At 53.3% G+C, this 26,832-nt stretch carries 27 protein-coding genes; 7 read left to right on the top strand and 20 right to left on the bottom strand.

All coding sequences use genetic code 11. From position 1 onward, the window contains the following. The coding region (locus tag ABQ298_13530) for an ATP-binding cassette domain-containing protein (protein MEQ9825400.1) at window positions 1–473 on the bottom strand (473 nt) is incomplete at its 3' end. A 4-nt stretch (window positions 474–477) separates the two neighbouring features. Further along, window positions 478–1,707 (bottom strand): ABC transporter permease, encoded by a 1,230-nt coding sequence (locus ABQ298_13525; protein MEQ9825399.1) that lies wholly within the window; start codon window positions 1,705–1,707, stop codon window positions 478–480. A 174-nt stretch (window positions 1,708–1,881) separates the two neighbouring features. Here ABQ298_13525 and ABQ298_13520 point away from each other — a divergent pair, with 174 nt between their 5' ends. The 4 genes from ABQ298_13520 (at window position 1,882) to ABQ298_13505 (ending at window position 7,407) form a co-directional block, all read left to right on the top strand. Next, complete coding sequence (locus ABQ298_13520; protein MEQ9825398.1) at window positions 1,882–2,469, top strand: DUF4254 domain-containing protein; 588 nt, start codon at window positions 1,882–1,884, stop codon at window positions 2,467–2,469. 102 nt (window positions 2,470–2,571) lie between these two features. Further along, window positions 2,572–3,951, top strand: coding sequence for a hypothetical protein (locus ABQ298_13515; protein MEQ9825397.1), 1,380 nt, complete (start codon window positions 2,572–2,574; stop codon window positions 3,949–3,951). Between the two features lie 160 nt (window positions 3,952–4,111). Then, entirely contained in the window at window positions 4,112–5,845 is a 1,734-nt protein-coding gene (locus tag ABQ298_13510) for an ABC transporter ATP-binding protein (protein MEQ9825396.1), read from the top strand. Window positions 5,846–5,991: 146 nt separating this feature from the next. Continuing rightward, window positions 5,992–7,407 (top strand): TonB-dependent receptor, encoded by a 1,416-nt coding sequence (locus ABQ298_13505; protein MEQ9825395.1) that lies wholly within the window; start codon window positions 5,992–5,994, stop codon window positions 7,405–7,407. A 42-nt stretch (window positions 7,408–7,449) separates the two neighbouring features. Here ABQ298_13505 and ABQ298_13500 read toward each other — a convergent pair whose 3' ends face one another. The 13 genes from ABQ298_13500 to ABQ298_13440 all read right to left on the bottom strand — a co-directional run bounded on the left by ABQ298_13500 (window position 7,450) and on the right by ABQ298_13440 (window position 19,443). After that, complete coding sequence (locus ABQ298_13500; GenBank protein ID MEQ9825394.1) at window positions 7,450–8,259, bottom strand: TatD family hydrolase; 810 nt, start codon at window positions 8,257–8,259, stop codon at window positions 7,450–7,452. Between the two features lie 3 nt (window positions 8,260–8,262). Beyond that, window positions 8,263–9,168, bottom strand: a complete 906-nt coding sequence (gene rarD, locus ABQ298_13495; protein ID MEQ9825393.1) for an EamA family transporter RarD — start codon at window positions 9,166–9,168, stop codon at window positions 8,263–8,265. A gap of 107 nt (window positions 9,169–9,275) precedes the next feature. Beyond that, window positions 9,276–9,746, bottom strand: coding sequence for an FKBP-type peptidyl-prolyl cis-trans isomerase (locus ABQ298_13490; protein MEQ9825392.1), 471 nt, complete (start codon window positions 9,744–9,746; stop codon window positions 9,276–9,278). 160 nt (window positions 9,747–9,906) lie between these two features. Beyond that, window positions 9,907–10,287 (bottom strand): Hsp20/alpha crystallin family protein, encoded by a 381-nt coding sequence (locus ABQ298_13485; protein MEQ9825391.1) that lies wholly within the window; start codon window positions 10,285–10,287, stop codon window positions 9,907–9,909. Window positions 10,288–10,362: 75 nt separating this feature from the next. Continuing rightward, window positions 10,363–10,788 (bottom strand): Hsp20/alpha crystallin family protein, encoded by a 426-nt coding sequence (locus ABQ298_13480; GenBank protein MEQ9825390.1) that lies wholly within the window; start codon window positions 10,786–10,788, stop codon window positions 10,363–10,365. A 455-nt stretch (window positions 10,789–11,243) separates the two neighbouring features. Then, complete coding sequence (locus ABQ298_13475) at window positions 11,244–11,447, bottom strand: hypothetical protein (protein MEQ9825389.1); 204 nt, start codon at window positions 11,445–11,447, stop codon at window positions 11,244–11,246. 42 nt (window positions 11,448–11,489) lie between these two features. After that, the gene (locus tag ABQ298_13470; protein MEQ9825388.1) at window positions 11,490–11,954 is read right to left on the bottom strand and encodes an SRPBCC family protein; all 465 of its coding nucleotides are present in this window, start codon (window positions 11,952–11,954) and stop codon (window positions 11,490–11,492) included. 8 nt (window positions 11,955–11,962) lie between these two features. After that, window positions 11,963–13,384: a deoxyribodipyrimidine photo-lyase gene (locus tag ABQ298_13465; protein ID MEQ9825387.1), complete on the bottom strand. Its 1,422-nt coding sequence runs from the start codon at window positions 13,382–13,384 to the stop codon at window positions 11,963–11,965. Window positions 13,385–13,393: 9 nt separating this feature from the next. Beyond that, complete coding sequence (locus ABQ298_13460) at window positions 13,394–13,549, bottom strand: hypothetical protein (GenBank protein MEQ9825386.1); 156 nt, start codon at window positions 13,547–13,549, stop codon at window positions 13,394–13,396. 109 nt (window positions 13,550–13,658) lie between these two features. Then, window positions 13,659–14,633: a MerR family transcriptional regulator gene (locus ABQ298_13455; GenBank protein MEQ9825385.1), complete on the bottom strand. Its 975-nt coding sequence runs from the start codon at window positions 14,631–14,633 to the stop codon at window positions 13,659–13,661. A gap of 77 nt (window positions 14,634–14,710) precedes the next feature. After that, window positions 14,711–15,553 (bottom strand): UDP-2,3-diacylglucosamine diphosphatase LpxI, encoded by an 843-nt coding sequence (gene lpxI, locus ABQ298_13450; GenBank protein ID MEQ9825384.1) that lies wholly within the window; start codon window positions 15,551–15,553, stop codon window positions 14,711–14,713. A 21-nt stretch (window positions 15,554–15,574) separates the two neighbouring features. Further along, complete coding sequence (gene leuS / locus ABQ298_13445) at window positions 15,575–18,334, bottom strand: leucine--tRNA ligase (protein MEQ9825383.1); 2,760 nt, start codon at window positions 18,332–18,334, stop codon at window positions 15,575–15,577. A 236-nt stretch (window positions 18,335–18,570) separates the two neighbouring features. Beyond that, window positions 18,571–19,443, bottom strand: a complete 873-nt coding sequence (locus ABQ298_13440) for a hypothetical protein (protein ID MEQ9825382.1) — start codon at window positions 19,441–19,443, stop codon at window positions 18,571–18,573. A gap of 239 nt (window positions 19,444–19,682) precedes the next feature. Between ABQ298_13440 and ABQ298_13435 the strand changes: the two genes are divergently transcribed. The 3 genes from ABQ298_13435 to ABQ298_13425 are packed head-to-tail and all read left to right on the top strand — an operon-like array spanning window position 19,683 to window position 22,288. Then, the gene (locus ABQ298_13435) at window positions 19,683–21,047 is read left to right on the top strand and encodes a DNA cytosine methyltransferase (protein MEQ9825381.1); all 1,365 of its coding nucleotides are present in this window, start codon (window positions 19,683–19,685) and stop codon (window positions 21,045–21,047) included. Window positions 21,048–21,051: 4 nt separating this feature from the next. Next, window positions 21,052–21,861: an endonuclease gene (locus ABQ298_13430; GenBank protein MEQ9825380.1), complete on the top strand. Its 810-nt coding sequence runs from the start codon at window positions 21,052–21,054 to the stop codon at window positions 21,859–21,861. Between the two features lies 1 nt (window position 21,862). Continuing rightward, window positions 21,863–22,288 (top strand): hypothetical protein, encoded by a 426-nt coding sequence (locus tag ABQ298_13425; protein MEQ9825379.1) that lies wholly within the window; start codon window positions 21,863–21,865, stop codon window positions 22,286–22,288. A gap of 59 nt (window positions 22,289–22,347) precedes the next feature. Here ABQ298_13425 and ABQ298_13420 read toward each other — a convergent pair whose 3' ends face one another. From ABQ298_13420 to ABQ298_13400, 5 genes are all read right to left on the bottom strand, one after another. Then, window positions 22,348–23,727 carry an HD domain-containing protein gene (locus tag ABQ298_13420; protein MEQ9825378.1) on the bottom strand — a complete coding sequence of 460 codons (1,380 nt, stop codon included), beginning with the start codon at window positions 23,725–23,727 and terminating at the stop codon, window positions 22,348–22,350. Window positions 23,728–23,991: 264 nt separating this feature from the next. Further along, window positions 23,992–24,954: a hypothetical protein gene (locus ABQ298_13415; protein MEQ9825377.1), complete on the bottom strand. Its 963-nt coding sequence runs from the start codon at window positions 24,952–24,954 to the stop codon at window positions 23,992–23,994. Next, window positions 24,954–25,658 (bottom strand): 16S rRNA (cytidine(1402)-2'-O)-methyltransferase, encoded by a 705-nt coding sequence (rsmI, locus tag ABQ298_13410; GenBank protein MEQ9825376.1) that lies wholly within the window; start codon window positions 25,656–25,658, stop codon window positions 24,954–24,956. The genes ABQ298_13415 and rsmI overlap by 1 nt, the downstream gene beginning before the upstream one ends. 93 nt (window positions 25,659–25,751) lie before the next feature. After that, on the bottom strand, window positions 25,752–25,904 hold the full coding sequence (locus ABQ298_13405; protein ID MEQ9825375.1) for a hypothetical protein: 153 nt from the start codon (window positions 25,902–25,904) through the stop codon (window positions 25,752–25,754). Between the two features lie 130 nt (window positions 25,905–26,034). Then, on the bottom strand, window positions 26,035–26,817 hold the full coding sequence (locus tag ABQ298_13400; GenBank protein MEQ9825374.1) for a hypothetical protein: 783 nt from the start codon (window positions 26,815–26,817) through the stop codon (window positions 26,035–26,037). Window positions 26,818–26,832 lie beyond the last annotated feature (15 nt).

Raw genomic sequence — 26,832 nt, 5'->3', positions numbered from 1 at the left:
CCGGACAGTTTTTGAACGGGATGTTTCAGCCGGTCCTTTAACCCGACAACCTCCAGCAGATGTTGCGCACGGGACCGACAGGCACGGTCCACCCGGCGAAGCAGTCGGGCAGCGATCAACACATTTTCGACAGCGTTCAACTCCGGGATCAGGTAGAAGGTCTGAAAAATGAATCCGAAGAACTGACCCCGCATGGTGGCGAGGCGTTTGTGGTCACGGTTGCGGATGGGTTCGCCGTCCCATTCCACGATTCCGGAATCGCATGTTTCGAGGGCACAGATCAGGTTGAGAAATGTGGATTTGCCGGAACCCGACTGACCTGTGATCGCGATGTGTTCGCCGTGCTGCAGTTCCAGGCAGGCTCCCTTGAGCACCTCAATCGGAGCACCGGAATCCACAAAGGTCTTGCGCAAATCCCTGACGCGCAGCAGGGCCGGGTCGGCTGATGTAACGGGTGCGGTTGTTGAATTCATTGCATCATTCACTGCGCAAGGCATCGGCGGGATTGAGACGAAGGGCGCGCATCGCTGGAACGAGTCCCGCAAGCAGGCATATCAGGATCGTGGTGCCAGATACCACGTAAAAATCACCCCACTCGTACTTCGCGGGTATGTCATTGAACTGATAGAAGCGAAGCAGCGCAGAGGAACTGTTGGTCAGCTCGGCAAAGGTCCAGACAATTTCATTGCGATAGTGCAGGATGATGCCCTGAAGCGCGATACCGCAGGCAACACCTGTGATACCGATGATCAATCCCTGGATGCAATAGCTTGCGGCAATATCGCGAGCGCGAGCACCCATGGCCACAAGCAGCCCAATTTCGCGGGTTTTGCGGATCACGGAAATCATCAGCGAACTCGCAATCGAAAATGACGCGACCAATATGATGAAAAACATGATGATCGTCATCATGGTTTTCTCGAATTGAAGCACGAAAACGTATTCACGATTGGTTTCGAGCCAGGTTACCGCTCGAAGAGGGCTGCTCAGCTGTGAATTGATTCGGTCGGCAACGGCTTCAACACTGTGGCCTTCAGTGACTCGGATGGCCATGCCGTGAATGCCTTCGTCGAGTCCGTAAAGATCCTGCATCAGACGCATCGAGGAAATGACGGTGTTGGAGTCGATGTCGTTGCGACCGGTCTGAAAAATGCCTGCCACCGTCACCTCACGTGGCAATAGCACTTCATCGCGTTTGAGTCGATCAAGCATCAACGGAGTGAACAGCTCGACTTTGCTGTTGAGCGTCGCGCCGATGCGTTGCGCCAGGGTGGAACCCAGCAGGATGGAGTCATCATGCAAGTCTGCGAAATCCCCAAGCACCATGAATTCGCGGATGGGGATGAATGGTTCGGGTTCGCTCAGATCCACTCCCATGACGGCGGGAAAGACGGGCAGGTTGCGATGTTGCAGCATCACGACTCCGTGGGCATAGGGGCTGACGTCCTCAACTCCTTCCATGGACTCGATGAATTGCTCCACGTTTTCCCAGTCAAAGATCACCCGGTTGGATTCGACTCGGATATCACCGTTTACCTTGAGCAGGCTCTCCCGTATCTGGCTTCCAAACCCGTTCATGATGGTTTGTACCCCCAGCAAAACGGCCACTCCGAGCGACACGCCGAGGATGGAAACAAGCGCAAAAAAGGAAAACCCCTTTCCGCTTGGAAACAACTGTTTGAGTGCGATGTAGAGCGACCAGGGCATGAGCGATTGGCGATTCCGATGATTGCGACCGGCACAGCATCTCAAGCAACGCATTCTGTGAGCGCAATGCTTTTCTTGGTGACGGGGCATGGAACGCAAGACGGGGTACGGTGAACCCGGGTTTGCGGTTCAAATGAGATTGCTCCGCTCGGGTAGATTGCCTAAGGGTGGAGCATGAAGATCACTGCAAGCGAGATTGCCGACATGCAAGCGGAATGGACTGCCAAGTGGCACCAGGTCGATGAGGATCCCTCGGGGTTGGATGGGCTTTGGGTTTTTGTCCATGGGAATCATCGGCGGAACTACAACCTCTGGCATGAAGAAGATTGCGCGCGTCGCGATGATCAGGGGTTCGAATATGTTTACCGCGCGAAGCGGGCAATTGACGCCTACAACCAGCAGCGCAATGATTTCATCGAGCGCATGGATCAGTTTCTCTTTGAACTGCTAAAACCAGATGTTGCCAATGCCCCGGTCAATTCAGAAACCCCGGGCATGATCATCGACCGTCTCTCGATCATGGCGCTCAAGGTTTACCACATGGTGGAGCAGACTGAGCGCAGTGACGTGAGCGCTGAACACCGTGCCAAGTGTGAGCAGAAGCTGGAGGTGCTCCGGCAGCAGCGCGCAGATCTTACGGGGATTTTGGAACAATTTTTGAGGGAGATCCAGGAGGGAAAGCGCGCTTACCGTGTGTATTTCCAGTTTAAGATGTACAATGATCCGAGCCTGAACCCGCAGTTGTATGGAACATCATCCTGACGGCTGGGTAGTCTGTTTGAATCGGGTATGCGAACCCCGAAGATCCTCTGGGAAGATCCACGTCCCAGCGAGGTGAGGTTGCATGTATCGTTGAGACCATCCATGTATTATCTCGTATTTTTCGTTGGCTGGGTTTTTGCCCGCATACCGGAATGGGCAGCCCGTGCATTTTGTCACGGTGTCGGACACCTCTTTTTCTGGTTTCCGTCAAAGCGTCGCAACCTGATTTATTCAAACCTGCACCACGCATTTCCGGAGCGCTCTCCCGAATGGCTGCACCGAACCGTTCGTCGGGTTTGCATCCGCACTGCTGAAATGGGCCTCTTCACGCTCGCGGTCCCCCATTTTTCCATGCAGCGCTTTTTGCGCTGCCTGGAGGTGACCCCTGAGCAAAAGCGTTTTGCGGAGAGCATGGCAGCACGTGGCCGACCGGTGTTGTTGTTTGGCATGCACTTTTCCATGCTGGAAGCCACAAACGCCTGGCCAGCATTGGCTGGTGTGGCCTTTAAGCAAACTGCCGTGATGTACCGACCGAATCGAAACCCTCGCATTGATGCGATGGTGAAGCGTCACCGCGAGCGGGCCGGGTTTCGATTGGTGTCACGCAAGGAAGGCATCCAGGTGATCACTGAGGTCATGCGCAATAATGGGGTTGCAGCCTTGTTGTTTGATCAGAATACACGCGAGCAGGGCACGCTCATTCCCTTTTTTGGTCGAGTGACTGCTGCGACAGAACTGCATGGGCTGCTGGCAAAAAAATACGATGCATCGATGGTGATGATCCTGCCGCAGCGCATTGCATTCTGGCGTGCACGAGTGGAGTTTGAAGAACTTTGTTGTGAGAAGAATCCCGCCGAAATCACACTCGCCAGCAATCGCTGGCTCGAGCAAAAGCTGCGATCAGATGAAGAATGCCTGATCGACTGGTTGTGGACGCACAACCGCTGGAAAATCCTGTTCCGTCCCTTTGAGCGATTGGGCATGAATCACCGGAAGAAACTGGTGGATTTCTCCAGCTATCCCGTGCGTAAGACACGTATTGCGGTCTTGCACCAGCATCTCGGGGAGTGGCCTACGCAAGGCATTCGATTTCTGAAAGCACTGCGCTACAGTCGGCCAGACGCCGAAATCACACTGATCACGCGCGATGCCGAAGGCTTGCAGACCCAGTGGAGTTCGTGGGTGGATGTGGCGCACAATCTTTTTGACGATACCCGGAGTAATCGCCAACTGGCCTGCGCTCTTCGGGATCGCTACCTGGATGTTTTGTTGGTGCTGGATGATACAAGTTTCTCGCGAAAATTTGCGGCGCACACCCGCATCCCGCAGCGCTTTGGAGTCACCATGCGTTTGATGAAACGGGTGAGCGGACTGACCGATTCGTGGACCCCGAAGGACACCGGGCAATGGCAGAAGGAACCCGACTGGATTGCTTTCGGGCGGCACTTTGGACTGGAGTGCGATGAGCATGTTGCAGATTGACTTCAGTTGGGTGGCGTTCCACGCTTGGCTCAGGAAGGATGAGGTGGCGTGTTTCAGGATCTCCTCAGCGTGAAAGGGTGCGACTGAAGTGCTGAACACCGGATCGAGCTGGGTGCTCCTTCCCCATCTCTCGGGTGAGTAATTCAGCGATCCCCAAAACATGAAAAAATTCTGGCCATACATCGTATCGCTCAAGGACGGGAAACGCTTCTACGTCTGGGGCATTCTTTTTGGTATCCTCTTTGCCATTGCCAGTGGCGCGGGAATTCCCGGCATGATGAGATGGGTACTGCCACGAGTTTTTGCCGATGGTGAAACCATGGAGCTGGGACGACTGCTGCTCACGGTCTTTGGCATTCCGATCATTTTCATCCTGCGCGGAGTCAGTGGTTATCTGAATGTGTATTTTATCAACAAAGGCGGGGTGATGATCCTCGAAGAGATTCGCTGCCGCTACTACCAGAAACTGCTGGAGGTGGAAGTCGCCTATTTTAACAATCGGGGACTGGGGGATCTGGTTTCGCGTCTTACGGCTGATGCAACCATCATACAGCAAACCTTTACGGAGAATGCGGTTGATGTGGTCAAGCAGCCACTGCAGCTGTTGGCTGCGGTGGGCTTTTTGATCTACATGTCGTTCATGGATGTACGCTTTTCGATGATGCTGGGATCATTGTTTGTGATTCCGATCTGCGTACTTCCGGTTCAGAAGCTTGGAAAAAAGCTGTTTAACAAGGTAAAGAAGCAGCAAGAGGAGTTGGGAGATCTGTCGCAGATGGTCTCCGATGCGGTACTGGGGAGTCGGGAGATCCGAATTTTTCGTGCAGAAGGAAGGTTTTTCGACCACTTCATGGGCAGGATTCGGGAGTTCATGCGCACCCAGTTGCGGGTGGTCGCGTATTATCACGCACTGTCTCCAACCATCGAAGTCATCACAGTTTTTGGAGTGAGCATTGCGTTTGTCGCGGCCTACTTCCTCGATATTTCTCAATCGGATCTGTTCACCATGATCGCGGCGCTGTACCTGTGCTACGAGCCGGTGAAAAAGATCGGTGTGTTATCGAGTCGCTTTCAGCGTGGCCGCGGTGCGCTCGAGCGGCTTGAAGAAGTCATGAACCATGAAGTGGCTGTGCGTGAAGCGGAACACCCGGTTGAATTGGAAAAGGTTGAAGGTTCGATTGCGTTTGAGAATGTGAATTTTTCCTATGGGCAGGAACCCACCTTGCAGGAAGTCAGCTTTTGCATCCAACCGGGAGAGAAGGTTGCGGTGGTTGGACCGAGTGGGGCCGGAAAATCCACACTGATACAGCTGTTACCCCGGTTTTACGATCCCGACAGCGGTTCCATTTGCTTGGATCGTCACGATGTAAAATCGATTTCACTGCAGTCGCTTCGCAAGCACATCGCCGTTGTATTGCAGGAACCCGTGCTGTTTTCGGGCACCTTTCTTGAGAATCTCAAGCTGGGAAATCCGGAAGCATCAATGGAACAGGTCGAAACCGCAGCAAAGAAGGCGTACATCCACGATTTCATCCTGTCTCTCCCGGAGGGATACCAGACTCAGACCGGACAGCGAGGACTGAACCTCAGTGGCGGGCAGAAGCAGCGCATCGCGCTGGCGCGTGCATTTTTAAAACATGCCCCCATCCTGATCATGGACGAGGCGACTTCTGCGCTCGATAGCGAGAGTGAGGAAAAAATTCAGATGGCCCTTGAAAATCTGTTTGATGGAGTGACGGCACTGATCATCGCACACCGGTTCAGCAGCATCCGCTTTGTCGACCGTATCCTGGTGCTCGACAAGGGACGCCTGCTGGCCCAGGGCACACATGCTGAGTTGATGGATTCCTGCGAGTTGTACCGAAAGCTCTACACCAATCAGGTGGGTGTCTGAATGCGGGTCGCGCGGGAATGATGTCCTCGATGTAAACGTGTTGGGGTACGCCGCAAAGCTTGGCCCTCGCGAATTTGGGGAATGGGTTGAATGTCGCAGTGCAATGCGTAGGGTTTGCGCAGGTATCGATTCCTCTCTTTTCGACCATGAAACAACCTGACAGCAACGTCTCATCCCAACGGTTTTCCACTCACGAAAAAGCACAGCAGATCAATCTGGATCCCAGCTTCTACGGCACGTTTGCAGAGATCGGAGCGGGACAGGAGGCTGCGCGCTGGTTTTTCAGAGTGGGTGGAGCATCTGGAACGGTGGCCAAGAGCATGTCTGCATACGACATGATTTTCAGCGATGCGATCTATGGGCCTGCAGATCGCTACGTCAGCCAGGAGCGACTGATGGAAATGCTGGACCACGAATACGATTTGCTGGTCGAGCGACTCGCGCGAAAGCGGGGTAGCAATACGCGGTTTTTTGTCTTTGCGAACACAGTGGTGGCGAGGGGTTACCATGCACCGCGCGAGTGCCATGCGTGGACCGGGGTTCGACTGCAGATGCGGCCTGAGGGGCCTGTCAATCAGATCATCCTGCACTACCGGCTGCTTGATGAAGATGGATTGGCGCAGCAGGAAGCGATCGGGGTGATGGGGGTGAATCTCATCTATGCTGCTTACATGTTTTGGGACGATCTCGACCGCATGTTGCTTTCCCTGAAAGATAACCTGACAGGGCATCGCATCGAGATCGACATGTTTAAGATGTCGGGGGACGACTTCTCGATGCATGACAACCGCATTGCGAGTTTGAAAATGGTGCAAAAGGGGGTCTGTCAGGCTGCCCTGTTTGGTCCGGACGGCGAAATTCTGCAACCCAGTGATACCTTCTACAAAAAATCCGTATTGCTGGAGCGCGGATACTTCCGGCCTGTGACCAAGGTCAATATTGACATGCTTGAACGTGGCAGAGCGCGGTTTCTGCAGGAGGAGATTGCGGAAGGAGTTCGCCCGATCGAGATCATGGAGATTACCATGCGCAATCTGCGCACTGGCGGGGCCATTGATTACGATGATTTTCTTGCACGGGTCGATTGCATTGGTGCGATGCGCAAGCATGTCCTGATTTCGGACATGGGTGAGTTTTACCGACTGCAGCACTATCTTGAGCAGTATACCCAGCACCTCATCGGAATTGTGATCGGGCAACCCCTGTTGAAGGAAATTTTCAGAGAAACCTACTATGAGAACCTTCCTGGTGGCATTCTCGAGTCGTTTGGCCGACTCTTTAAGAATCGACTCAAGATGTATGTGTATCCATCCGTGGACGAAGCAACTGGAAGGGCACTCACGGCGTCGGATCTGGAGCTGCCGGAACACCTGCTGCACCTGCACCTGTATCTGATGGACAACGGATACATTGTGGATCTTCCGACGCCCTCATCACCCCTGCCCTACCATGCGTCACGCGTGATCGCAGAGAAGATTCAGAGCGGTGATGCAAGTTGGGAACAGTTTGTGCCTTCGAAGGTGGTGCGACTCATCAAGGAACGAGGGTATTTTCTCAGCTAAGATCCGTTGACGGGTAATCAATGGTTGGTTGCGGCATCGTCCTCAATGGGTAGTCGTTTGCGCAAATAACCTGTGGTAATTTTGCTCTACCTGCGAGGCAAACGCTGTGCTTTCGTGCCCAAAAGTTTTGGCCGCAAAGGCGTAAATCGCGGGCAGATTGCCGGGATGGTTCAGTTCGGTGCAGGACTTCCCAGCATTTGGAATCGGCTGGTGATCCTGTGCGGGAAGCTCCATATCGGGGCAATCGCTTTCGATCAAAATGCGCTCCAGCGGGATGCTTCGCCAAGCCTCCAACTTGTGTTGTTTCTTTGGATGAAGGAAATATCCGGAGAGTGAAAAATAGGCTCCCAGTTTCACAAACCTCTCTGTCATTTCAGCGGGTCCTGCGTAGGAATGCAGTAAAAATCCTGGAAGTCGTGAGGCGTAGCGTTCCAGGACGTTTTGCAGGTGACCCCATGCGCGCAGGCAATGAATGCAGGGTGGAATGTTGAGGGATGCGGCGAGTTCCAGCTGTCGTTCAAAGGCTTCCATCTGTTTGGGAAACTGAGGGTCGCGTATCCAGCGATCCAGTCCAATTTCCCCGATCAGCGCTCCCGGGTGTTCGATGAGCCTTTGTTCAAGCTGCTCAAACCAGTCTGGAGTTGCGTGCTTTACCTTCCAGGGGTGGAGTCCAAAGGCGGGTCGTACTTTCGGATGAGTGGAGAGGCGGGCCAGGGTCGACCAGTCTTCGGGGTTGGTTCCATTGCTGATACATTCCCTGACAGCGCTGGATGTCAAGTTCTCCAAGAGCGCATCCCGGCAGTGGTCGAAACGTGGGTCCTGCAGGTGGCAATGGGCGTCGTAGAAAAGCATGGATCAGGGAGCCGATGGGGCATCGATGGGGTGCTTGTGCCGCTGGAACAGATGGATGAGGTAGAGTACCAGCGCCACCCAGATGAAGGCAAAAGTGATGAGCTTTGAGGAGGTGAATGGCTCGTGATAAACAAAGACCCCGATGGCAAATTTGATGGTTGGTGCGAGGAACTGAAACACACCGATCGTGGTCAGTTGAATGCGACGGGCACCATAGGCAAACAGGACGAGTGGGGTGAGTGTGACAAGCCCGGTGGACATCATCCAGATCCAGTCGCCAGGCTGTGTTGGGTTGGCCACTGCCTGGCCACTCAAAAACAGCCAGACAAAGCTGATCATGGCGAGTGGAAGCATCAATGTGATCTCGAGGGTGAGACCCGTGAGCGGACCGAGTTCGCTCTTGGTTTTATTCATACCGTACCAGGCAAAAGTTCCGGCCATGATCAGGGCGAGCCAAGGAATGCGACCAAACTGAATGACTTCGTTGAGAACACCGAAGGATGCGCAGGTGATGGCGATCCACTGAAGTGGGCGCAGTCGTTCCTTGAGCAGAAGAAATCCCATCGCAGTGTTGAGAATCGGCACCATGAAATACGCAAGGCTGCCTTCGAGGATATGCTCGTGCGTGATCGCATAGACATAGGCCAGCCAGTTTGCAGTGATGAGCAGGCCATTGAACAAATGGATGCGCAACTGGCGGGCGCTTTGCAGGGCCGCGAGGTAATCCGGAAATGTTCCACGAAGACTGACGAGTGCCAAACCGAAGACAAATCCCCAAAGCAGTCGATAGAGGATCAGCTCGACCGACCCGTAGTGTTCCAGCTGTTTCCAGAAGAGCACGACGATGCCCCATATGCCGAAGGCGAGCGAGACGGCGGCGAGGCCCTTTTTGTGTTGATGGGTTTCCATGCGCAGGTAGTGGATGTCTCCGCCATGGAAGGCGGACTCTTCAGGTCAGAACAGGATGGCTCGTGGGTGGAGTTGCCGCATGGCAGGTTGGTGCATGGCTTATGGGATCAGCGAATTTCCACCAGTTCGAGTTCGAAAATAAGAACGGAATCGGGCGGGATGTCTTTCCCAGCCCCGCGTCGGCCGTAGGCGAGTTCGGAGGGGATGGTCAATTCCCATAAGGAACCCACTGGCATCAATTGCAAAGCCTCTTTCCATCCGGGGATCACGCGGGAGACATTGAGCACCACGGGGGGCCGGGTAATGGATGCACTGTCGAACTCAGTACCGTCGAACAACGTCCCGCGATAGTAGACCGCTACGTTTGAACGTGGTCCCGGTTTTTCGCCTTTGCCGGGAATGAGGATGCGGTACTGCAAACCACTCTCGAGTGTGATAACACCGGAGCGGTTTTGATTCTGCTCAAGGTAGGTTTTCCCCTGCTCAGCCCAACGCGATGCACTGACAATGCTGGAGGTGCAGAGCCATGAGGCAGTGAAGAGTGCGATTCGGCACGCAAGAGATAGGTTGAGATGCATGGTGATGGTTTTGCTAAGGATTGCGACGCTAGCAAATCGGTTGCGCTGGTTCAATGGCAATGAGCGATGATCGCAAGTGGAATATGTGTGGAGTCTGATTCATAAAAAAAAGACGCTGCCAATCAGCAGCGTCTTTTTTTAAGTTGAAGCGTAGCGTGTCTCAGTCCACCGAGATTTGGCGGGGTTTTGCCTCTTCCGTGATCGGAAGATGAATGCGCAGCACTCCGTCTTCGGTCTTTGCGGTGATTTGCTCCGAGTTGATGTCCACATTCAGATTCAGCTTCAGCTGAAAATCCGATTCGGGGATCTCGCGATGGATGCGTTTCCAGTCTGCATTCACAACATTCTGGCGGCTCGCCTGAATCGTGAGCACATCTTTTTCGTGATGAATCTGGATGCCTTCCTTGGTGCATCCGGGAACCTGGACGTGAACCTCGTAGGCGCCTTCCAGTTCGACGACTTCGTAGGCGGGTCGCCGATACTGAACAGCCGTGGTTTGAGTGTTGGGAGTGGTTTCGCTTTTGGAAAGTGTAGTATTCATGTTGGTTTTAAATCATTTGTTGTTCTTGGATAGGACAACCGGGCGGAAGTGTGCTCCTGCCCGGGTCCGGTGAATTCAGGATACAGTGATCGTGCGCGGCTTGCGTTCTTCCTCGCGTGGAAGGGTAATGGTAAGTACACCGTCCTGCATCCTCGCTTTGACCTTTGACGGGTTGATGTCATCTCCAACAGTAATCGAGCGGCTGAAACTGACGCTGGACTCGGATTCGTCCTGCTTGCGCTTGCGTTCCCCCGAAATGGTAAGAACTGCGTTTTCGAGTTCAATCTTGACGTCCTTTTTGCTCAACCCCGGCAATTCGGCGGTGACATAGTAGTTATCTCTGTCCTCGTAGAGGTTGACCGGAAGCTGGTTGCTGGTGACTCCATCAAACAGACGGTTGAACAGCGGTCGCCGGTCGGCCCCGAAAAAGGCGTCATCAAACCAGCGGTCGAAGTTGGTGAATGGGTCCAGGTAACTGTTATCGTACTTGATGAGTTTCATGTGTATTGTCTCCTTGTTGATGTTGATGAAATTGTGGTGTGCTCCGAAGAGAACAGCATCAATAATGCAACTTTGCTGCCATCTTTTTGAATTCAATAAAAGCCTTGAACCGCAATGAATTACAGAAATTTAAGGTCTATTCGTAATGAGACAATTTGACTCAATGAGGCGGTAGTTTGATTGGTGGAGACAATTTGACGCAGATAAGAGGTTGCTCCATCCGGAAGGAATAAGTGAGGGTATCGAGGTGTCGATTTCAGGTGCTGAAATCGCGGATTCTGATCGGGAAAGCAGATCCGGGGTATGAGGTTGGTTTGGGTTGCGGTTTTGTTCGTTCGCAACGAAGTAAGAGTAGTTGAGGTGGGTGGTATTGAGGGAGGGGACTCCGGAAGCAATGGCTTCCTCCGGAGTCGAAAACAAGTCATGCGGGAGTCAGGATTCCCGCCAGAGAGGACTCAAGCAGCAGGCTGAAGGCGGCAGGGTTGAAGGTGACTGCTTTCGACGTCAACGAAGGCTCCGATTTCGGCAATCAGGTCTTCGGAGATGAGATCGAAGTTTTCGCCGAGGACCATGCTGCCCTCGCAAATTTTTCCGTGCAGATATGCGATGACAGAGAGCATCGCGTTGAGATCTTCATAGGTGATTGTTGTATGGTTCATGATTTGATTTTGGATTTTAGTTGAGTGAAATGAAAGCTGACATCAGGTGGCGTGAGACGGAATTTCGGTATTGAAAATGGACTCAATGACCTGGGTGCGATGCTTAAAAATGGTTTGGATGTCTTTCTTTATCAGGAAGTGTACCAGTTTTCCTGCAAAGATGGAGTATCTCACATGGTCACGCATGCGGGTTGCGTTGCCATCGCCGATGGATTCAAAGGTGTGTCGGTGGATCCATTGCTGGTAGGGTCCTTTAAGTTGTTCATCGGTAAAGGAATACGGTGGATTCCATTCTGAGATGTGCGTCTGCCATCGCATGGGGATTCCGTGAATTCGAAGTTTGTAATCGATCAAGGTGCCCTGAGAAATTTTGATCGGAGTCGGGGTGATGATGTGAAATCCAAGAAAAGTTGGCGTGATTCGCTCCAGATTTTGTGCATCTGAGAAAAAATCGAACACGGTGTTGATCTGAGCATTGAGAATGGTTTCGTGATGGAATTCGTACATGGCGAATGTCAGTGGGACTGTTGCATGGTTTCGTAGGCAGCCAGGGCGCGGTTGCGGGACTCAATGAGGCTGATCTGCTTTTCCGGGTATCCGCTCTTGCGCAGCAGGTTGGGGTCGCGCCATGGGGTGTGGATCAGGCGTTCGGAGGCGGACGCAAGTTCAGGGATCCATTTGCGCAGGTAAATCCCTTTGGGATCAAAGCGTTCGGACTGCAGAACGGGATTGAAAATGCGGAAGTATGGAGCTGCATCGGCTCCGCAGCCAGCAACCCATTGCCAGCCCAGAGTATTGCTTGCGAGGTCGGCGTCGACGAGAGTGTCCCAAAACCAGGACGCACCGCTTTGCCATGGAATGAGCAGGTTTTTGACGAGGTAAGAACCTGTGATCATGCGAACCCGATTGTGCATCCAGCCCGTCTGCCAGAGTTCGCGCATCCCTGCATCCACGATAGGAATGCCGGTTTGGCCCCTTCTCCACGCGTCGAGCTGTTCAGGGGCTTCGCGCCAGGGGAAATCTGTAAATTTGTCCTTAAGCGGATGTTGGGTTGTGTGTGGGAAATGGTAGAGCAGGTGATATGCAAATTCTCTCCATCCGATTTCGCTGAGAAAGGTGTGAATGCTCTCGTGGGTTCCGTGTCCGAGCTGAGAGACTCGGTGTGCGACTTGGCGTACCGAAATTTCTCCAAAATGCAGGTGCGGAGAGAGGAGCGAGGTCTGCTTCAGATCGGGTCGGTTGCGATCAGTGCTGTAGCGCAGGATTGTTTCCTCATGCACAAATGAATCGAGTGCTTCCTGTGCGCCTTGTTCTCCGGGAGTGAAGCGCTGCCAAAATCCCCTGTCCCAGCGGGGGTGGGGAAGTAATTGAAGTTCCTCAAGAGGAATTCCGGTGGGAATGGAGCGGAGTGCGCGCCCGTTCAAGTCTGGAGTAGGAAGGGGTTTACTGTCGGCAATGTGCTGACGGTGGTGTTTCCAGAACGGAGTGAAGACCTGGAATGGTTTTCCCTGCTGATTGGCAATCTCCCACGGCTCAGCGAGCAGTGACGCATTAAAGCTTTGGGAATGGATGCCTTGGGGTTTGAATTTCTGCCTGATGCAGGCATCCCGTGCCATGGCAGAGGGTTCGTAGCAACGGTTCCAGAAGAGGTGGGTTGCGCCAGTTTCGTTGATGAGATCACTCAGGATTTCGCGACTATGTCCGGCGCGAATGAGCAGTGGGCAACCCTGGCTGCGGAGGGTTTGTTGAAGCGCTTGCAGTGAGTAATGAAGCCAGGATTTGCTCGCGGCCCCAGCGGTCCAGTTTCCTTCGGATGAGGGATCGTGCAAGTAGATGGGTAAGATGTAGCGGCAGTGCTCGGATGCAGCCTGCAATGCGGGGTTGTCTCGAAGGCGTAGATCTCGCCTGAACCAAACAATGCCAATGGATTCGTCCATCTCGATGATTCAGGAAAGCGGGTCTTTGGAAATACATCCCCGCTGGTTTGGTGAGGCGTTGAGGGTGTGATGGAGGGTTTTGTGCGGCAGTGCTGTTGTTCCCTGTTTGCTGGGGTTGAGTTCAGCAGTGGTTGAGTCTACGGCAATGCGTCGCTTGAAAATCATGATTTAATTCAAATCATGATCGGGGGTTATTCAAGTAAAATATAGAAAAAATATAGATAAAGCAGTGAATAAGGAAGAATTGAAGGATTTTTTTAGATATTGTATAGTCTTACTGAAGGCGGATGTTGTCATGTGCACAAACTTTGAGCAGCATTTTTTCCATGATGACGCGGGCACGGGCGGTTTCCCGTCCTAGTTCGGCGTGAAGCGCGGCATCTTCTTCCGAATCATTTTCGCAGCTCTTGCAGTATTTTTCGAAGGTATTGAGACTGTGGATGATCGCAGACATATGGCTGGGACACTCGCACTTGATACTGCTTGGCAGATCCGTGAGTTGAATCAATTGTGCAGGTGTGAAAATGGGTTGAGGGCTGGACGACGCGCTCTCTGTTTCGCTTGCTTCTGTGGCAACTCCTGGGCGGAGTATGGCGGTGATCAGGTCAATGGCGATGGTGTCGGGGATGGGACCTCGAAGTGTGCGTATTCCCTTTTCACTGAGCATCAGCAACTCGCGTTTGGAGCCGAGTTCAAAGATCACAAACCACTGTATATCCGGATATTTTCCCGCAAGGTCGAAGACCATGTCGACGAGGTGTGTAGGGATGATATCGCAGTATAGAATTCCACAATTGGGGACTTCATCTGTGGTTTTGAGGAAATTGCGAAGTTCGGATTCGCTGGTGGTCTGCAGCAGGATCTGCGCAGTGACAAAAGCATCCGGTTTGTAGATTTTGCGAGTGAGGTTGTGAGGGCCAAAGGTGACGATTCGCACGGGACCGTCGGTCCGGGTGGGAGGAGTTGACTTTCGGGAGGGGCCTCCATGTCCTTCAAGGCGCTTCTCCAGTTCTTCAAGAGTGAGATCGCACAGCATGCTGATGGATTCACCATTGTCGAGCAGGGCTTTGATCAGCGTTAATCGCTTGACCGAGTCCTCCGGATAGAGTCGGGTACCCCCTTCGGAGCGATCCGACAGGTCCATGCCGTAGCGACGCTCCCAGGCACGGATCGTGTGGGTCGACAAGCCTGTGATGTTGGCGACAGCACCGATGCGAAAAATATTGGAATGGGAATCCGGAGATTTCATTGTTAGACATTACTTAAACAATCGAAGCGCGTTGTTCAAGTACCGTCTTAACATTTTCAGTGCAGCAGTGGAACGTTTTAGAATCCAAGCAGTTCAATGCCCATGCGCTGTGCTTTTTGGATGACGCGATCCTTGTGCAACATGATGGTCGATCCTGCTGCCAATGCTGCGGCATGCACGCCTCCCTCTGCCATGCATTGCAGGGTGGTTTCTCCGAAGACCGGAACATCAATTGCGAAGTTTTGGGAGGGTTTTACGGTTTTGACAAAGAGTTTTCCGTCCGTCTCAAATCGGGCAGCGCGTCGGAGCATGGAGTCAGTTCCATCGAATTCCTCCACGCAGAGGGTGGTTCCTTGCTTCACGACAACACCCTGACCGATGTCCAATCGGGCGATTTCATTTGCGATGCGGATGCCGTGTTCAAGGGTAGTCGGATCTACGCGCTGTTTGCCTCCTGTCATCATCCCGGGTGTTGCCAGCTGGTCATCGATGAATGCACGTCCATCGAGCACATGTACGCCAATGGCATTCATTTCGGCGACGATGGCTCCATAGATGGTTTCGGCATTACGCTCTTTCAGTCGACTGAGGATGGCAACAGCCTTCAGGTCGGGATGAAGACCACGGAAGAGTCGGCCCGGTCGAATTTGTCCCACCAGTATGGCGAAGCGCACTCCAAAGCCACGCATCGCCTTGAGCGTTCGGTTGATTTGACCGACCTTGACGGTACAGCGTCGATCTTGAGGAAACTGCTGGATCAGTTCATCCGAGGTTTCGCCTTCAAAGCCGATGAGACAGCACTCAGCACCCGCCTGATGCATACGGTTGACCATGAGTTTTGGGTAGTCACCCCTTCCAGCAAGCACGGCGATCCTGTCACCGGTTTGATAGCTGTCGGGGAGAAAGCGTGATGGACCCATGGGAAGTTCTGTGGGCGAAGGCTAACGCGCTACAATGTTCAGAATTTTGCCAGGCACGTAGATCACTTTGACAATCTGCTTGCCGTCAATCTGGGACGTTACCCGTGGTTCAGCACGCGCAACTGCCTCGACCTCATCCTGTTTGGCATGTGCCGCAAACCAACCCTCGCCGCGCAGCTTTCCGTTGACCTGAAAGATCACCTTGACCTGATCATCCTGTGCCTGGATTTCAACGGGTTTTGGCCAGGGTGCGTAGGCGACGGAAGGTGCTTCACCGAGACGTTCCCAGAGTTCTTCGGCGAGGTGCGGGGCAAAGGGAGCGAGCATTTGCACCAATGCTTTGGCAGTCGAGTGCGCGAGTGTATCTGCTTTCTGCAGCGTGTTGACCAGAATCATCAGCTGAGAAATGGCGGTGTTGTAGCTCAGGGATTCGATGTCAGAGCTGACTTTTTCAATGGTTGCGTTGAGCAACTTGAGCGTGTCGAGATTCTTTTCGTCTCCATCAATCAACGCTGGGCTGAGTCCACCGTCTTTGGCAACAATGAGTTTCCACACTTTTTTGAGGAATCGGTGCGGTCCCTCAATGCCATTTGAACTCCATGGTTTCATGTCCGCAAGAGGACCCATGAACATCTCATACATGCGCAGCGAATCAGCTCCATAGCGTTCAATGTAGTCATCGGGATTGACCACATTGCCCCGGCTTTTGCTCATTTTGAAGGCCTTGGCTTCAATTCGGATGTTGGCATTGTCCGGTAGGTGATAGATGTCAACTTTGTTGATCTTGCTCTTTTGCACCTGCGATTCATCAAGTTTCTCGACAGTGCCAGACCACTGATTTGGATCTGCGATAGAGTCTGCGGAGACAGGGTTTCCATCGCTGTCGCGATAGAGCCGGTATTCCATCTCTCCGAGAATGATGCCCTGGTGAAACAGCTTGGTGAAAGGTTCCGGTGTGGTAACCACTCCAATTTCGTGTAGAAAAATATGCCAGAACCGCGCGTAGAGCAGGTGCAGTACGGCATGCTCAGCACCGCCAATATAGAGATCGGGAACTCCCCAGTAACGTTCTTTTTCGGGGTCGATCAAGTGCTTGCTGTTGCGTGGGTCACAGTAGCGTAGGTAGTACCAGCACGAACCTGCCCACTGGGGCATGGTATTGGTTTCGCGCCGACCTGCGACCCATTCACTCGGAGCGGGCCGGGGGTTGAGTCCCGACAAGGTCTCGCCAGTTTCAACATTGACCCATACATTCACCCACTCCGGAATGTTGGCCAGCGGACTCTGCGCATCCCCTGAGGGTTTGTAGTTGTCGGTTTCGGGCAGGGTGAGTGGCAGGCATTCGGGAACAACAGGCAATGCGAAGTGAGTCGTGCCATCGCTGTCGCTGTAAGTGATTGGAGATTCCGGAAGAAAGTCTGCAACGCGGCCCTTGGCGTTGATCGCTGCCTTGTAGGCGGCTTCGTCCACCCACAGGATTGGGAAGGGTTCTCCCCAGTATCGTTGTCGGGAGAAGAGCCAGTCACGAAGGCGGTAGTTGACGGTTGCCTTGCCAGCATTGCGAGTGGCCAACCAATCGATGATGGCAGACTTCCCCATCTCTACGGTGTTGCCGTCGAAGGGGCCGGAGTTGACGAGTCGTCCATCTCCGGTGTAAGGCAGCGTAGTATCGGCGTTGTCAGGGTCGGCGATCACCTGCACGATGGGCAGGTCAAATGCGGTGGCAAATTCGAAGTCGCGGGTATCGTGTGCGGGAACTGCCATGATCGCTCCGGTCCCATAGCCCATCAGGACATAGTCTGCGACCCAGATGGGGATTTTGGCTCCGTTCACGGGGTTGATTGCGTAGGATCCTGTGAAGATGCCGGTTTTTTCTTTGGCCAGATCTGTCCGGTCGAGATCGCTCTTGTTGGCGGCTTGCGCGACGTAGGCTTCGACTTTTGTCAGTTGAGCCTCGGTGGTGAGCTGTCGCACCAGGGGATGTTCTGGTGCGATGACCATGTAGGTTGCACCAAAGAGGGTGTCCGGTCGCGTTGTGAAGACCTTCAGGGATGTGTCATGGCCGTCGAGTTCAAAGTCGATCTCTGCTCCGGTCGAGCGACCGATCCAGTTGGTTTGCTGGGTTTTGGTGGAGTCGGGCCAGTCCACGTTATCGAGTCCGGCCAGCAGTTTGTCTGCATAGGCCGTGATGCGAAGCACCCACTGGCGCAGGGCTCGACGTTCGACGGGGAAACCGCCTACTTCGCTTCGTCCATCAATGACCTCCTCGTTGGCGAGTACAGTTCCCAGCTCCGGGCACCAGTTGACCGGGCGTTCATCCACATAGGCGAGGCCGTGTTTGAAAAGTTGCAGGAAAATCCACTGTGTCCACCGGAAGTAGGAGGGGTCAGTCGTATTGATCTCACGCTCCCAGTCGATGGCGATGCCAAGGCGCTTGATCTGGGCAGTAAAGTGTTCGATGTTGCGGCGCGTGGTGATCGCCGGGTGCGTTCCCGTCTTCATCGCATACTGCTCGGCGGGCAATCCAAATGCATCCCAACCCATGGGGTGCAGTACATTGTAGCCCTTGGCGCGCTGGTAGCGGTCAAGGATGTCGGAGGCGGTGTAGTTCTCGGTATGACCAGCGTGCAGACCCGCTCCTGATGGATACGGAAACATGTCCAACAGGTAGTACTTGGGTTTGCTGGAATTGTCCTCCGCACGAAAGCTGCGGTGGGTTTCCCAGTACTCCTGCCAGCGAGGTTCGATGGCGCGGAAGTTGTAGTCGGCGTGTCCGGACATGGCGAAAAGGAAGATCGTTTCGTTAACTTTCGAAACGTTGGACCGGCACGCAGTGCGCCAGAAAGACCCAACGGCCCGAAAAAAGATTAACAGGCGAAGCCGATACGGGGGTCAAGTCGATTGTGTGGCGTGCCGTCGGGTAGAAGGTTCGTCCGGGTGAAACAGCAGCGTAGAGGCTTCCTTGCGATCACTATTCGAAGCGCAACCGAAGTGGCTCAGTTCACGACGGTGCATTTTCAGTATTGAAGTAGCAATCCGACTTCGATGGAAACGGTGCCGTTTGGTGTGCGGAACGCATCTGTCTGCGCGAGATTGCTGACTTGTTCAACGGTGTCTGCATTGTAGAACATGCTGATGGCTTCAATCGATTCGAGTTTCAATTTGAGCTGCTTGGATGGCAGCCATACGTAATTTGCGTTTGCGAACAGGCGTATCCTTGAACTCAGCGGAAGAGAGGCGCGCAGTGCCAGCGATGCACCCACCCGGGTGTAGGAGTGCTGTCGTGATTTCAGATCCATGAGCAGGCTAGAGGTAATGAGTGACCCACGGCTGATCATAATGGTGTTTTCGAAATACAGGTTTTCCAACATCATCTCTTTGGTGGAATCCAGCACAAGAGAGCCTTGCGCTACCCACTCCAGACGTCCCGATTGAAAACGTCGTTTGACCCCCAGCATTGCCTGGTAGCTTGTCCATGAACCTTCTGGTCGCTCGGGTGAGTGCACGAGACGATTCACGTTGATTTCCGGGTATGGTGGTGAGGGCATCCAGGCATTGTAGGTAAAATGGATGGGAATCGGCTGATGGTCTCCGACCCATTGGGTTTGAGAGATCCGGCCCATCAGTGCAATGCCCCAATCCTTCGAAACCCAGCGGGTGAATCCCAGGCTGAACATGGGAAAGACTTCTCCTCGAAACCGCACATGCTGGGATGCGGATCGATCCCCAATCTGATAGGGACTGAAGTGGGTGCGGAAATCGACCTGTTCCGTGTAGGTTCCAAATCCGGAAGAGAGCGACCACTCGTTTTGGGGCCAACTCTGCGCTTCTGTGGCGCTCGAAACACAAACCCATGTGAAGCACGCCAACAATGCAATGTGGGCTTTCATATTCAAAACCGATTTTTCCTCTATCCGATAATTGTTGTGAGGCGTTACTCCCGCGCAATTCATCAATTTCAGGCTGAACAGTACTCAGTTTTGCTTATATTGAGGATCAGCACAGAAGGCAAAGAAAACGGTGAACAAAATAATACAATACTGGCTTGTGCAATCGATTCCGGATTGCTTCAATGGCATTGTCCTCATACAGATGGAATTCATCCAGACTTCTGGAATTTCAGAAAGACATGACGTTTCAGAAAAGGGAAGACAGAGTGATCATGGTGAAACAAAGGCCCATCGCAGTTGATCTTTTTGCAGGAGCAGGAGGAATGAGTCTTGGCTTTGAGCAGGCTGGATTCGATGTGTTGGCGGCAGTTGAAATCGATCCAGTGCATTCTGCAGTTCACCATTACAACTTCCCAGAGTGTACCGTTTTGCCTCGTTCGATTCAGGACCTCAGTGGAGACCATATTCGGGAGGCAACCGCTATCGGAATGCAAAAAGTGGATGTGGTTTTTGGAGGTGCTCCATGTCAGGGGTTTTCTTTGATAGGGCAGCGCATGCTGGATGATCCACGCAATGCACTTGTTAACGATTTTGTGCGTATCGTGAGTGAATTGGACGCCTCGTATTTTGTCTTCGAAAACGTGAAGGGACTGACAGTTGGCAAGCACCAAAAATTTCTCCACGAGTTCATCGATGCCTTTGAACGGAATGGTTACCATATTCGCCAACGCTGGCAGGTTCTGAATGCGGCCCATTTTGGGGTTCCTCAAGATCGGCAGCGTCTTTTTCTGCTGGGAGCAAAGAAGGGACTGAAAGTGCCCTTATATCCTGAAGCTTTTAGTTCTCCACCTGAACAGGGAAAGGACTTGCTCAAAATGAAAGGTCCGACGTGTCGCGATGCGCTCGAGGATCTTCCAGATGCTGAGTGCTTTGAAAGTTTGCTCCACTCGGATGAGACACTAGTGGAGACTTGGATGGGGCTATCCGACTATGCCAGCGAATTGCGTTGTGAACATGCAAAATCCTGGCACTTCGGTTATCAGAGAAACTGGAACCCAGGGCTACTGACATCCAGTTACCGGACGATGCATAGCCAGATCTCTCGCACACGCTTTTCCGAGACGGAACCCGGAAAGGTCGAACCGATCTCGCGCTTTTTTAAGCTTCCTCCCGACGGAGTGAGCAATACTCTTCGAGCTGGTACTGATGGAGCCAGGGGAGCTTTCACCAGTCCTCGCCCAATTCACTACAAGCACAATCGCTGTGTGACTGTTCGGGAAATGGCGCGATTGCACGGGTTCCCCGACTGGTTTCGTTTCAATCACACCAAATGGCATGGTGCAAGGCAGGTTGGCAATGCGGTGCCTCCACCGCTTGCCCGTGCAGTTGCGCAATCGATCATGGGGGCAATTGGGACCGTACCAGTCCAACCCGAACGTGTTCTCGAACTCGGAGACGACGCCTTGCTTCGAATGGACATGACGCAGGCCGCAAAATTTTGGAAAGTCCCCGTGCTTTTGAGCAGACGAACGCTCAGGAGTGGTGCGAAAAAAAGAACCCAGGCGCAAACGGAACTCGACCGTCAGAGACTCATTGCATCTTAGATTCATGTCATTGCGAAAGCCACAACCGAATCGTTACCTCCAATTGATTGAGAGGGTTTTTTTCGAAAACTATGCTCAAGGCATGCAGGAGTTTACATTTCTGCGCAGCGATTTGGAAGATGCAGCACGCGTAATGCACATGGATCTGCCGAAAAACCTGGGTGACGTGATCTATGCCCTTCGGTATCGAATAGGATTTCCGGAGGCAATTCTGGCAACGCAACCAAAGGATTTGGAATGGATCATTGAGGGTGCGGGTCGAGGTAAATATGTGTTCAAACTGGTCAAGACGAATCGCATTGTTCCCAACCCCAATCTCATTGCTATCAAGATCCCAGATGGAACTCCTGAGATCATCTCCGCTTATTCGCTTTCAGATGAGCAGGCATTGCTAGCCAGGGTACGATACAATCGCTTGATTGATCTCTTTCTTGGAATTGCGAGCTATTCCCTTCAAAACCATCTCCGAACCTCGGTGAAATTGGTGGGTCAGGTGGAGGTTGATGAAATCTATGTAGGAGTGGATCGCAATGGGTGCCAATATGTCATACCCGTGCAGGCGAAGGGAGGGAAAGACCAGCTTTCGGTTGTGCAGACGAAGCAGGATTTGGACTGTTGTTCGGAGAAATTTCCAAATCTGGCTTGCAGACCTGTTTCGGCTCAGTTCATCAGCGACGATTTGATCGCACTCTTTGAGCTGGTTCTTGAGGACGATTTGGTCAAGGTTGTCGACGAAAAGCACTACCGCTTGGTTCCTGTGTCGAGTATTTCTGAGAAAGAATTGCGCAGCTATCGGAGTCGGAGTGTGGCTTGAAATGGAACCCTCCTCTGTTAAGTTAGTGACACAGGCCTGGCTGTTGCGTGGAATCAGCAGTTTGCCAGGGAAATTGAGTCTGCGCGATGAAAGGATTGCTTTTCGGGCGCACGGATCTGGAAATCTCTGGCCATCACAGCTTCGGAAATTGGAACAGCAGCTCAGGGTTGACGAACTGGCTGTGCGACTCGAACGGGAGGAATCCTTGAACCTGTTCGACCTCCCGCTTCACGACATTACGCGCATTCATTTTCCCTGGTATACGTTCAGCGGCGGGATGAATCTGATGATCCATGGTGTTTGGATTCGCTTCGGATTTGATCATCCGGCCAACAGTGCAGCGCCTCCGGGCGGGCGAGATCCGCTGGGTGAGATTTCAAGTGCCCGAAAGGCAGGGAAGGCCTGGAAAATGGCCTTGGGTCTGTGAGCAGATTGTTGTTGATCGAAGGTGCTTTTCTGCAGGGATGAGAGCAAAAAGTTGGGAGATCATGGCTTGTGAGAGCGAAGCCACTGATCCAGGTATGTGAGGCCGGATTCGCGGGTTGTGAAATGCCCTTCGAGCTGAGCGTCGAAAAGGGACTGGAGAATCTCGGAAAAATGCGGACCAGGAGTTAGTCCCTTCTCTATGAGGTCACGACCGAGGATGAGCGGTTTGGGTTTGCTCGATTTGAGCTGCAGTGCTTCAAAGCGCTTTTCTGCCCACTCTCCTTCGGGAAATGGAAGGGGTTGCCACGGATCTAGTCGCCCTTCGCGGTCAGCCTGACAGACACGCAGTAAGCGGTCCACCCTGCCCACGCGCAGTGCCAGCCTGCGCAGTGCAGCATCGCTTGCATCTGTTGCAAAGAGCTGGTGCGGGGCCATGTGCTCGCGCACCAGTGGCGGCACATCTTGCAGGATACGTTGATCACGGGTCAGGCGCTGCAAAAAACGTTCGGTGATCGGTACCCCTTCCTTTTCATGGCGGGGTGATCGGATGCGGCCTTGCTCCCGGAAGCTGGTGAGAGGTTTTCCCATGTCGTGACAGAGCACTGCCAGCCCTACAATCAAATCTTCCTCGGCGTTGCCTATTCGGCGTTTTGCGAAAGCATCCATCGCCAGCAGGGTGTGCGTCCAGACATCGCCCTCTGGGTGCCAGTGTGGGTCCTGTTCGCATCCGACCAATGCTTCCAGTTCTGGGAAATGGCTCAGCCCTCCGGCATCTTGAAGAAACTGTAGTCCCTTGCGGATGTGTACTCCCTGCAGGATGAGTTTTTTGAATTCCTCCCAAATGCGCTCCCGTGGCAAGTCCGACAACGGCATGGTGCGGCAGAGTTCAATCGTCGTCGGGTCGCAGCTGAGATCAAAGCGGGCAATGAATTGCATGGCCCGCAGTACGCGCAGCGGATCTTCAGAAAACTGATGAGAGGTATGGCGCAGGTGTCGCCGGGCGAGATCCTCCAGTCCCCGATGGGGGTCGATCAGTTCACCCGACTTCAAGTCGAGGTAGATTGCGTTGAGGGTGAAGTCGCGCCGAGCGGCGGCGCGTTCGAGGGGCAGGTTCGGATCGTATTGAATCTCAAAATCAGTGTGTTTTGGCCCTGTTGGTGTTTCCATGCGCGGAAGTGCAATGTCAAATGGCAGACCCCTCAGAATAAAGACACCAAACTTTTTTCCGACCTGATCGACATCGTATCGGGATGACAGGGCACGCATCAGACGACTGCGACTCAGTCCGCTGACCTCGATGTCAAGATCCTTGGGAATCGTTCCCAGGCATAAATCCCGCACACTGCCACCCACGAGGTATGGCTGCCCACCCGCATCCACCAGTAGTTGCGTGAGGATGGCAAGGTCGGGGTGTTGCTGATGGAGTGCGGAGAGATTCATGCGTTGCTGATGGAAGCAGAGCGTGAACGGAAGGGCAAAACCAAAGCGGGTACAAAAAAAGGGAGCCGGTGTCCGGCCCCCTTTAATGACTTCCTAGAGTTGGTCTCTTGAAAGTTTTATAACCCCAAAACTACATAATGAAAAACTAAACTGTTCTGCCATTATTGACTTACAACGAGATAGACGGTGTAAACGGTGTTTCGTTCAACGAATTCGCAAAAAAAAGCGAATATTCGGAATATATTTACAGATAAAGCGCAGAAATTAGTGTAGTTCGAGTAGTTTTACGCAGATTCCGTGTCGAAGGGAAAAACGGGAATGCTGCAATTGCGCACAATTGAAATATTCCAGGGTACTCAAGATAATTTGCAGGGCTGCGCACACCACGTCAGCGCGGTTCGCGGGCAAATGTTTGAATTGCATGCGCTGCTCGAAGGAACGGGGTGCCAACTCAGCGAGCAGATGGTGGAGCTGCTGCTGCTTCACGATGGGACTTCCAGTGGCTTTCGCCTGAATGGGGAGCCCCTGCACGAGGGCGCGAGCGATCGTGACGGAGCCTCCGGTATAGACGATGGGAATGCCAGGTGGATTCTGCACGAGACCAGTCTGTTTCAGGGTGGACTTGACATGGTTTGCGATGCGATCTGCGTCCTGTGCGGTAAAGGCACCCTTCGGGTCTGTGACCCATTGTTCGGTGAGACGCACGGCACCCAGTGGCAGACTGACGGACTGGCGAAGGTTTCCGCTTTCGATGTCGTTGTATTCGAGACTGCCGCCTCCCAGATCGAGATGCGTGAAGCGCTGCATGGCTTTCAAGCCAGGATCGTGCGCCAATGCCAGTGCGATGGTTTGTGCCTCTTCTTCACCCGACAGAATGTGTACCGGTACTCCTGATTCAGATTCGATACGACTGGCAAACTCAGGTCCATTTTGGGCATCGCGCACTGCGCTGGTGGCGGCGATGTGGATGCGTTGCGCCTCGTTCTCACGGGCCTGGTTGAGCAAGGCGAGTACAGCATCGATTCCGTGCCGCATTGCATCCTCACTGAGACGTGGGTGTGCGTCGGAAATCCCAGTGGCGATGCGACACTCCTGCACGGCATGATGCACGGTTTCGACCCCTGCCAATCCGTTGCGAGCCACGAGCAGTTTGATGGTGTTGCTGCCAATGTCGATGGCCGCAACGCATGGAGAAACATGAGAGGTGGATGCAGGTTGCGATGGCATCACAGCACAAATCCTCGCGGTGCGATGCCCACTACAAATTCTCCCTTCAGGCTACGGGAGAGCACATGGGCGTGAACGTCGCTCAGAGATCCGCTTACGATACGTTCATGCATTTTGGTGAGTTCTTTGCTGACGCAGATCACACGTTCGGGTTCCAACACCTGTTTCATGTCGTCCAGGCATTTGGTAATGCGATGTGGAGATTCATAAAACAGCAAGGTGTGAGGAAAATCGAGGTATTGGGTGAACGTGCGAATTCGAGCTGCCTTCTTGGGGAGAAGAAAGCCCAGGAAGAGAAAGGAATCCGACGGCAAACCTGATGCGCTCAGAGCGGTAATCAGGGCGCATGGGCCTGGAATCGGTAGCACCGGAATTCCTTGTTTCTGACAGAGCCGTGTGATGCGAAACCCTGGGTCGGATATGGTGGGTACACCCGCGTCGGATACCAGTGCGATGTGTTCCCCTTGCAGGAGTCGTTGTAACAAGGATTCGGCGGCCCGGATTTCATTGTCGTCTCGATAGCTGACCATCGGTTTGTGAATACCGAGGTGTTGCAGCAAACGTGCGGTCACACGTGTGTCTTCACACGCAATGGCATCCACCTGTTGCAAGGTCTCCTTCATGCGAACACTGGTATCCCCCAGATTTCCGATCGGTGTGCCAACGACATAGAGCGTGCCTGGAGTGTTTGCTGATGAATGCATGAATCGATGGAACGGGTGCACAAGCGCAACCCGTCCCTACTGAAAATTCGAAACGGCGTGATCCCCGATGACCAGGGGACAGAGAGAGGTGTTTTATCTGAACCCAGGTACCTGGTTTTCCCAGTTGGCAGGACGGCTCCAGGGCATGGCAGATTCGTCGGGTGCCTTGTTGAGACAGCCACTCATGCTGAGAGCAAGCAAACTCAACAGGGTGAGTGCGATGGTTTGTTTAAGAATCTTTTTCATGTTGAATGGATCAAAAAATGATACGGACGGACGATCCGGTGCTGTGTCTGGAAAAAACACGTGGACCGATCAACCCGAATATGGGCAGCATACGAAAGCTGAGTCCCAGATCAATGCCATCCTCGAAAAATTAGTGACGATAGTCGATCTCAATTCCCTCCTGCAGATCGGTGAGGATATCGGAGTCATGCAAAGGGAGTTGAACCACGCAGAAATCTTCGGCTACCGCTTTGACGGTGACAGTGGATAACGGCACCCCATCACGGCTCAACTGGAGGGTTTGAGTTTCGGAGATGTCCTCCTGGCGTCCCACTTCCAGAACGAGCAGGAGGTATTGCGGCTCAAGTCGAAGGATACGGGTGCGCCCATGTGAGGAGTTCGACAAGTCAGGGCGATTCGGGGGAGTAGACGGGAAGAGGCCCCGCATCACGGTATGGGCATCGTCTAGCTGTGCTTCCAACTCACGGATGTGGGCGCGGTGGGTTTCGATCTGTGCAGTCAGTTGTCGGGGATCGCGATTGGGGTCAATTCCCTGGGCTTTCAGCTCGATGACTTCCCTGCGAAGGGATTCGTTCTGAGAGAGAAGGGTTGTGTTGCTGGATTGTGCCTCTTCCAGTTTCTCCTGGACCTGGGTGAGTTCTTGCCGGACAAGCAGTGCCTCACTCTCTCGCAGTCGTAGGTCGCGCTTGAGATCTGCAATTTCGAGCGTCATGTGCTCTACGCGTTCGCGAAACTCGGTCTTTTGTTGTTCGACCTTTGCAAGGTTCGCATTCAATTCCGTATTCCGGGACTCAGATTGTGTCAGCAGCTGGCGTGTGTCAGTCAGTTGATTGCCGCCGCGGAAGTAGAATGTGACCACCACCACTGCGGCGGCAATGGCGGTCAGTCGTAGCACGAGTGAGAGCAATTTCATGAGGGGAGGTTGTTC

Source organism: Puniceicoccaceae bacterium (genome assembly GCA_040224245.1).
GTDB lineage: Bacteria > Verrucomicrobiota > Verrucomicrobiia > Opitutales > JAFGAQ01 > JAKSBQ01.
The sequence above is the reverse complement of the archived record's forward strand: the minus strand, read 5'-3'. Positions and strand labels throughout refer to the sequence as shown.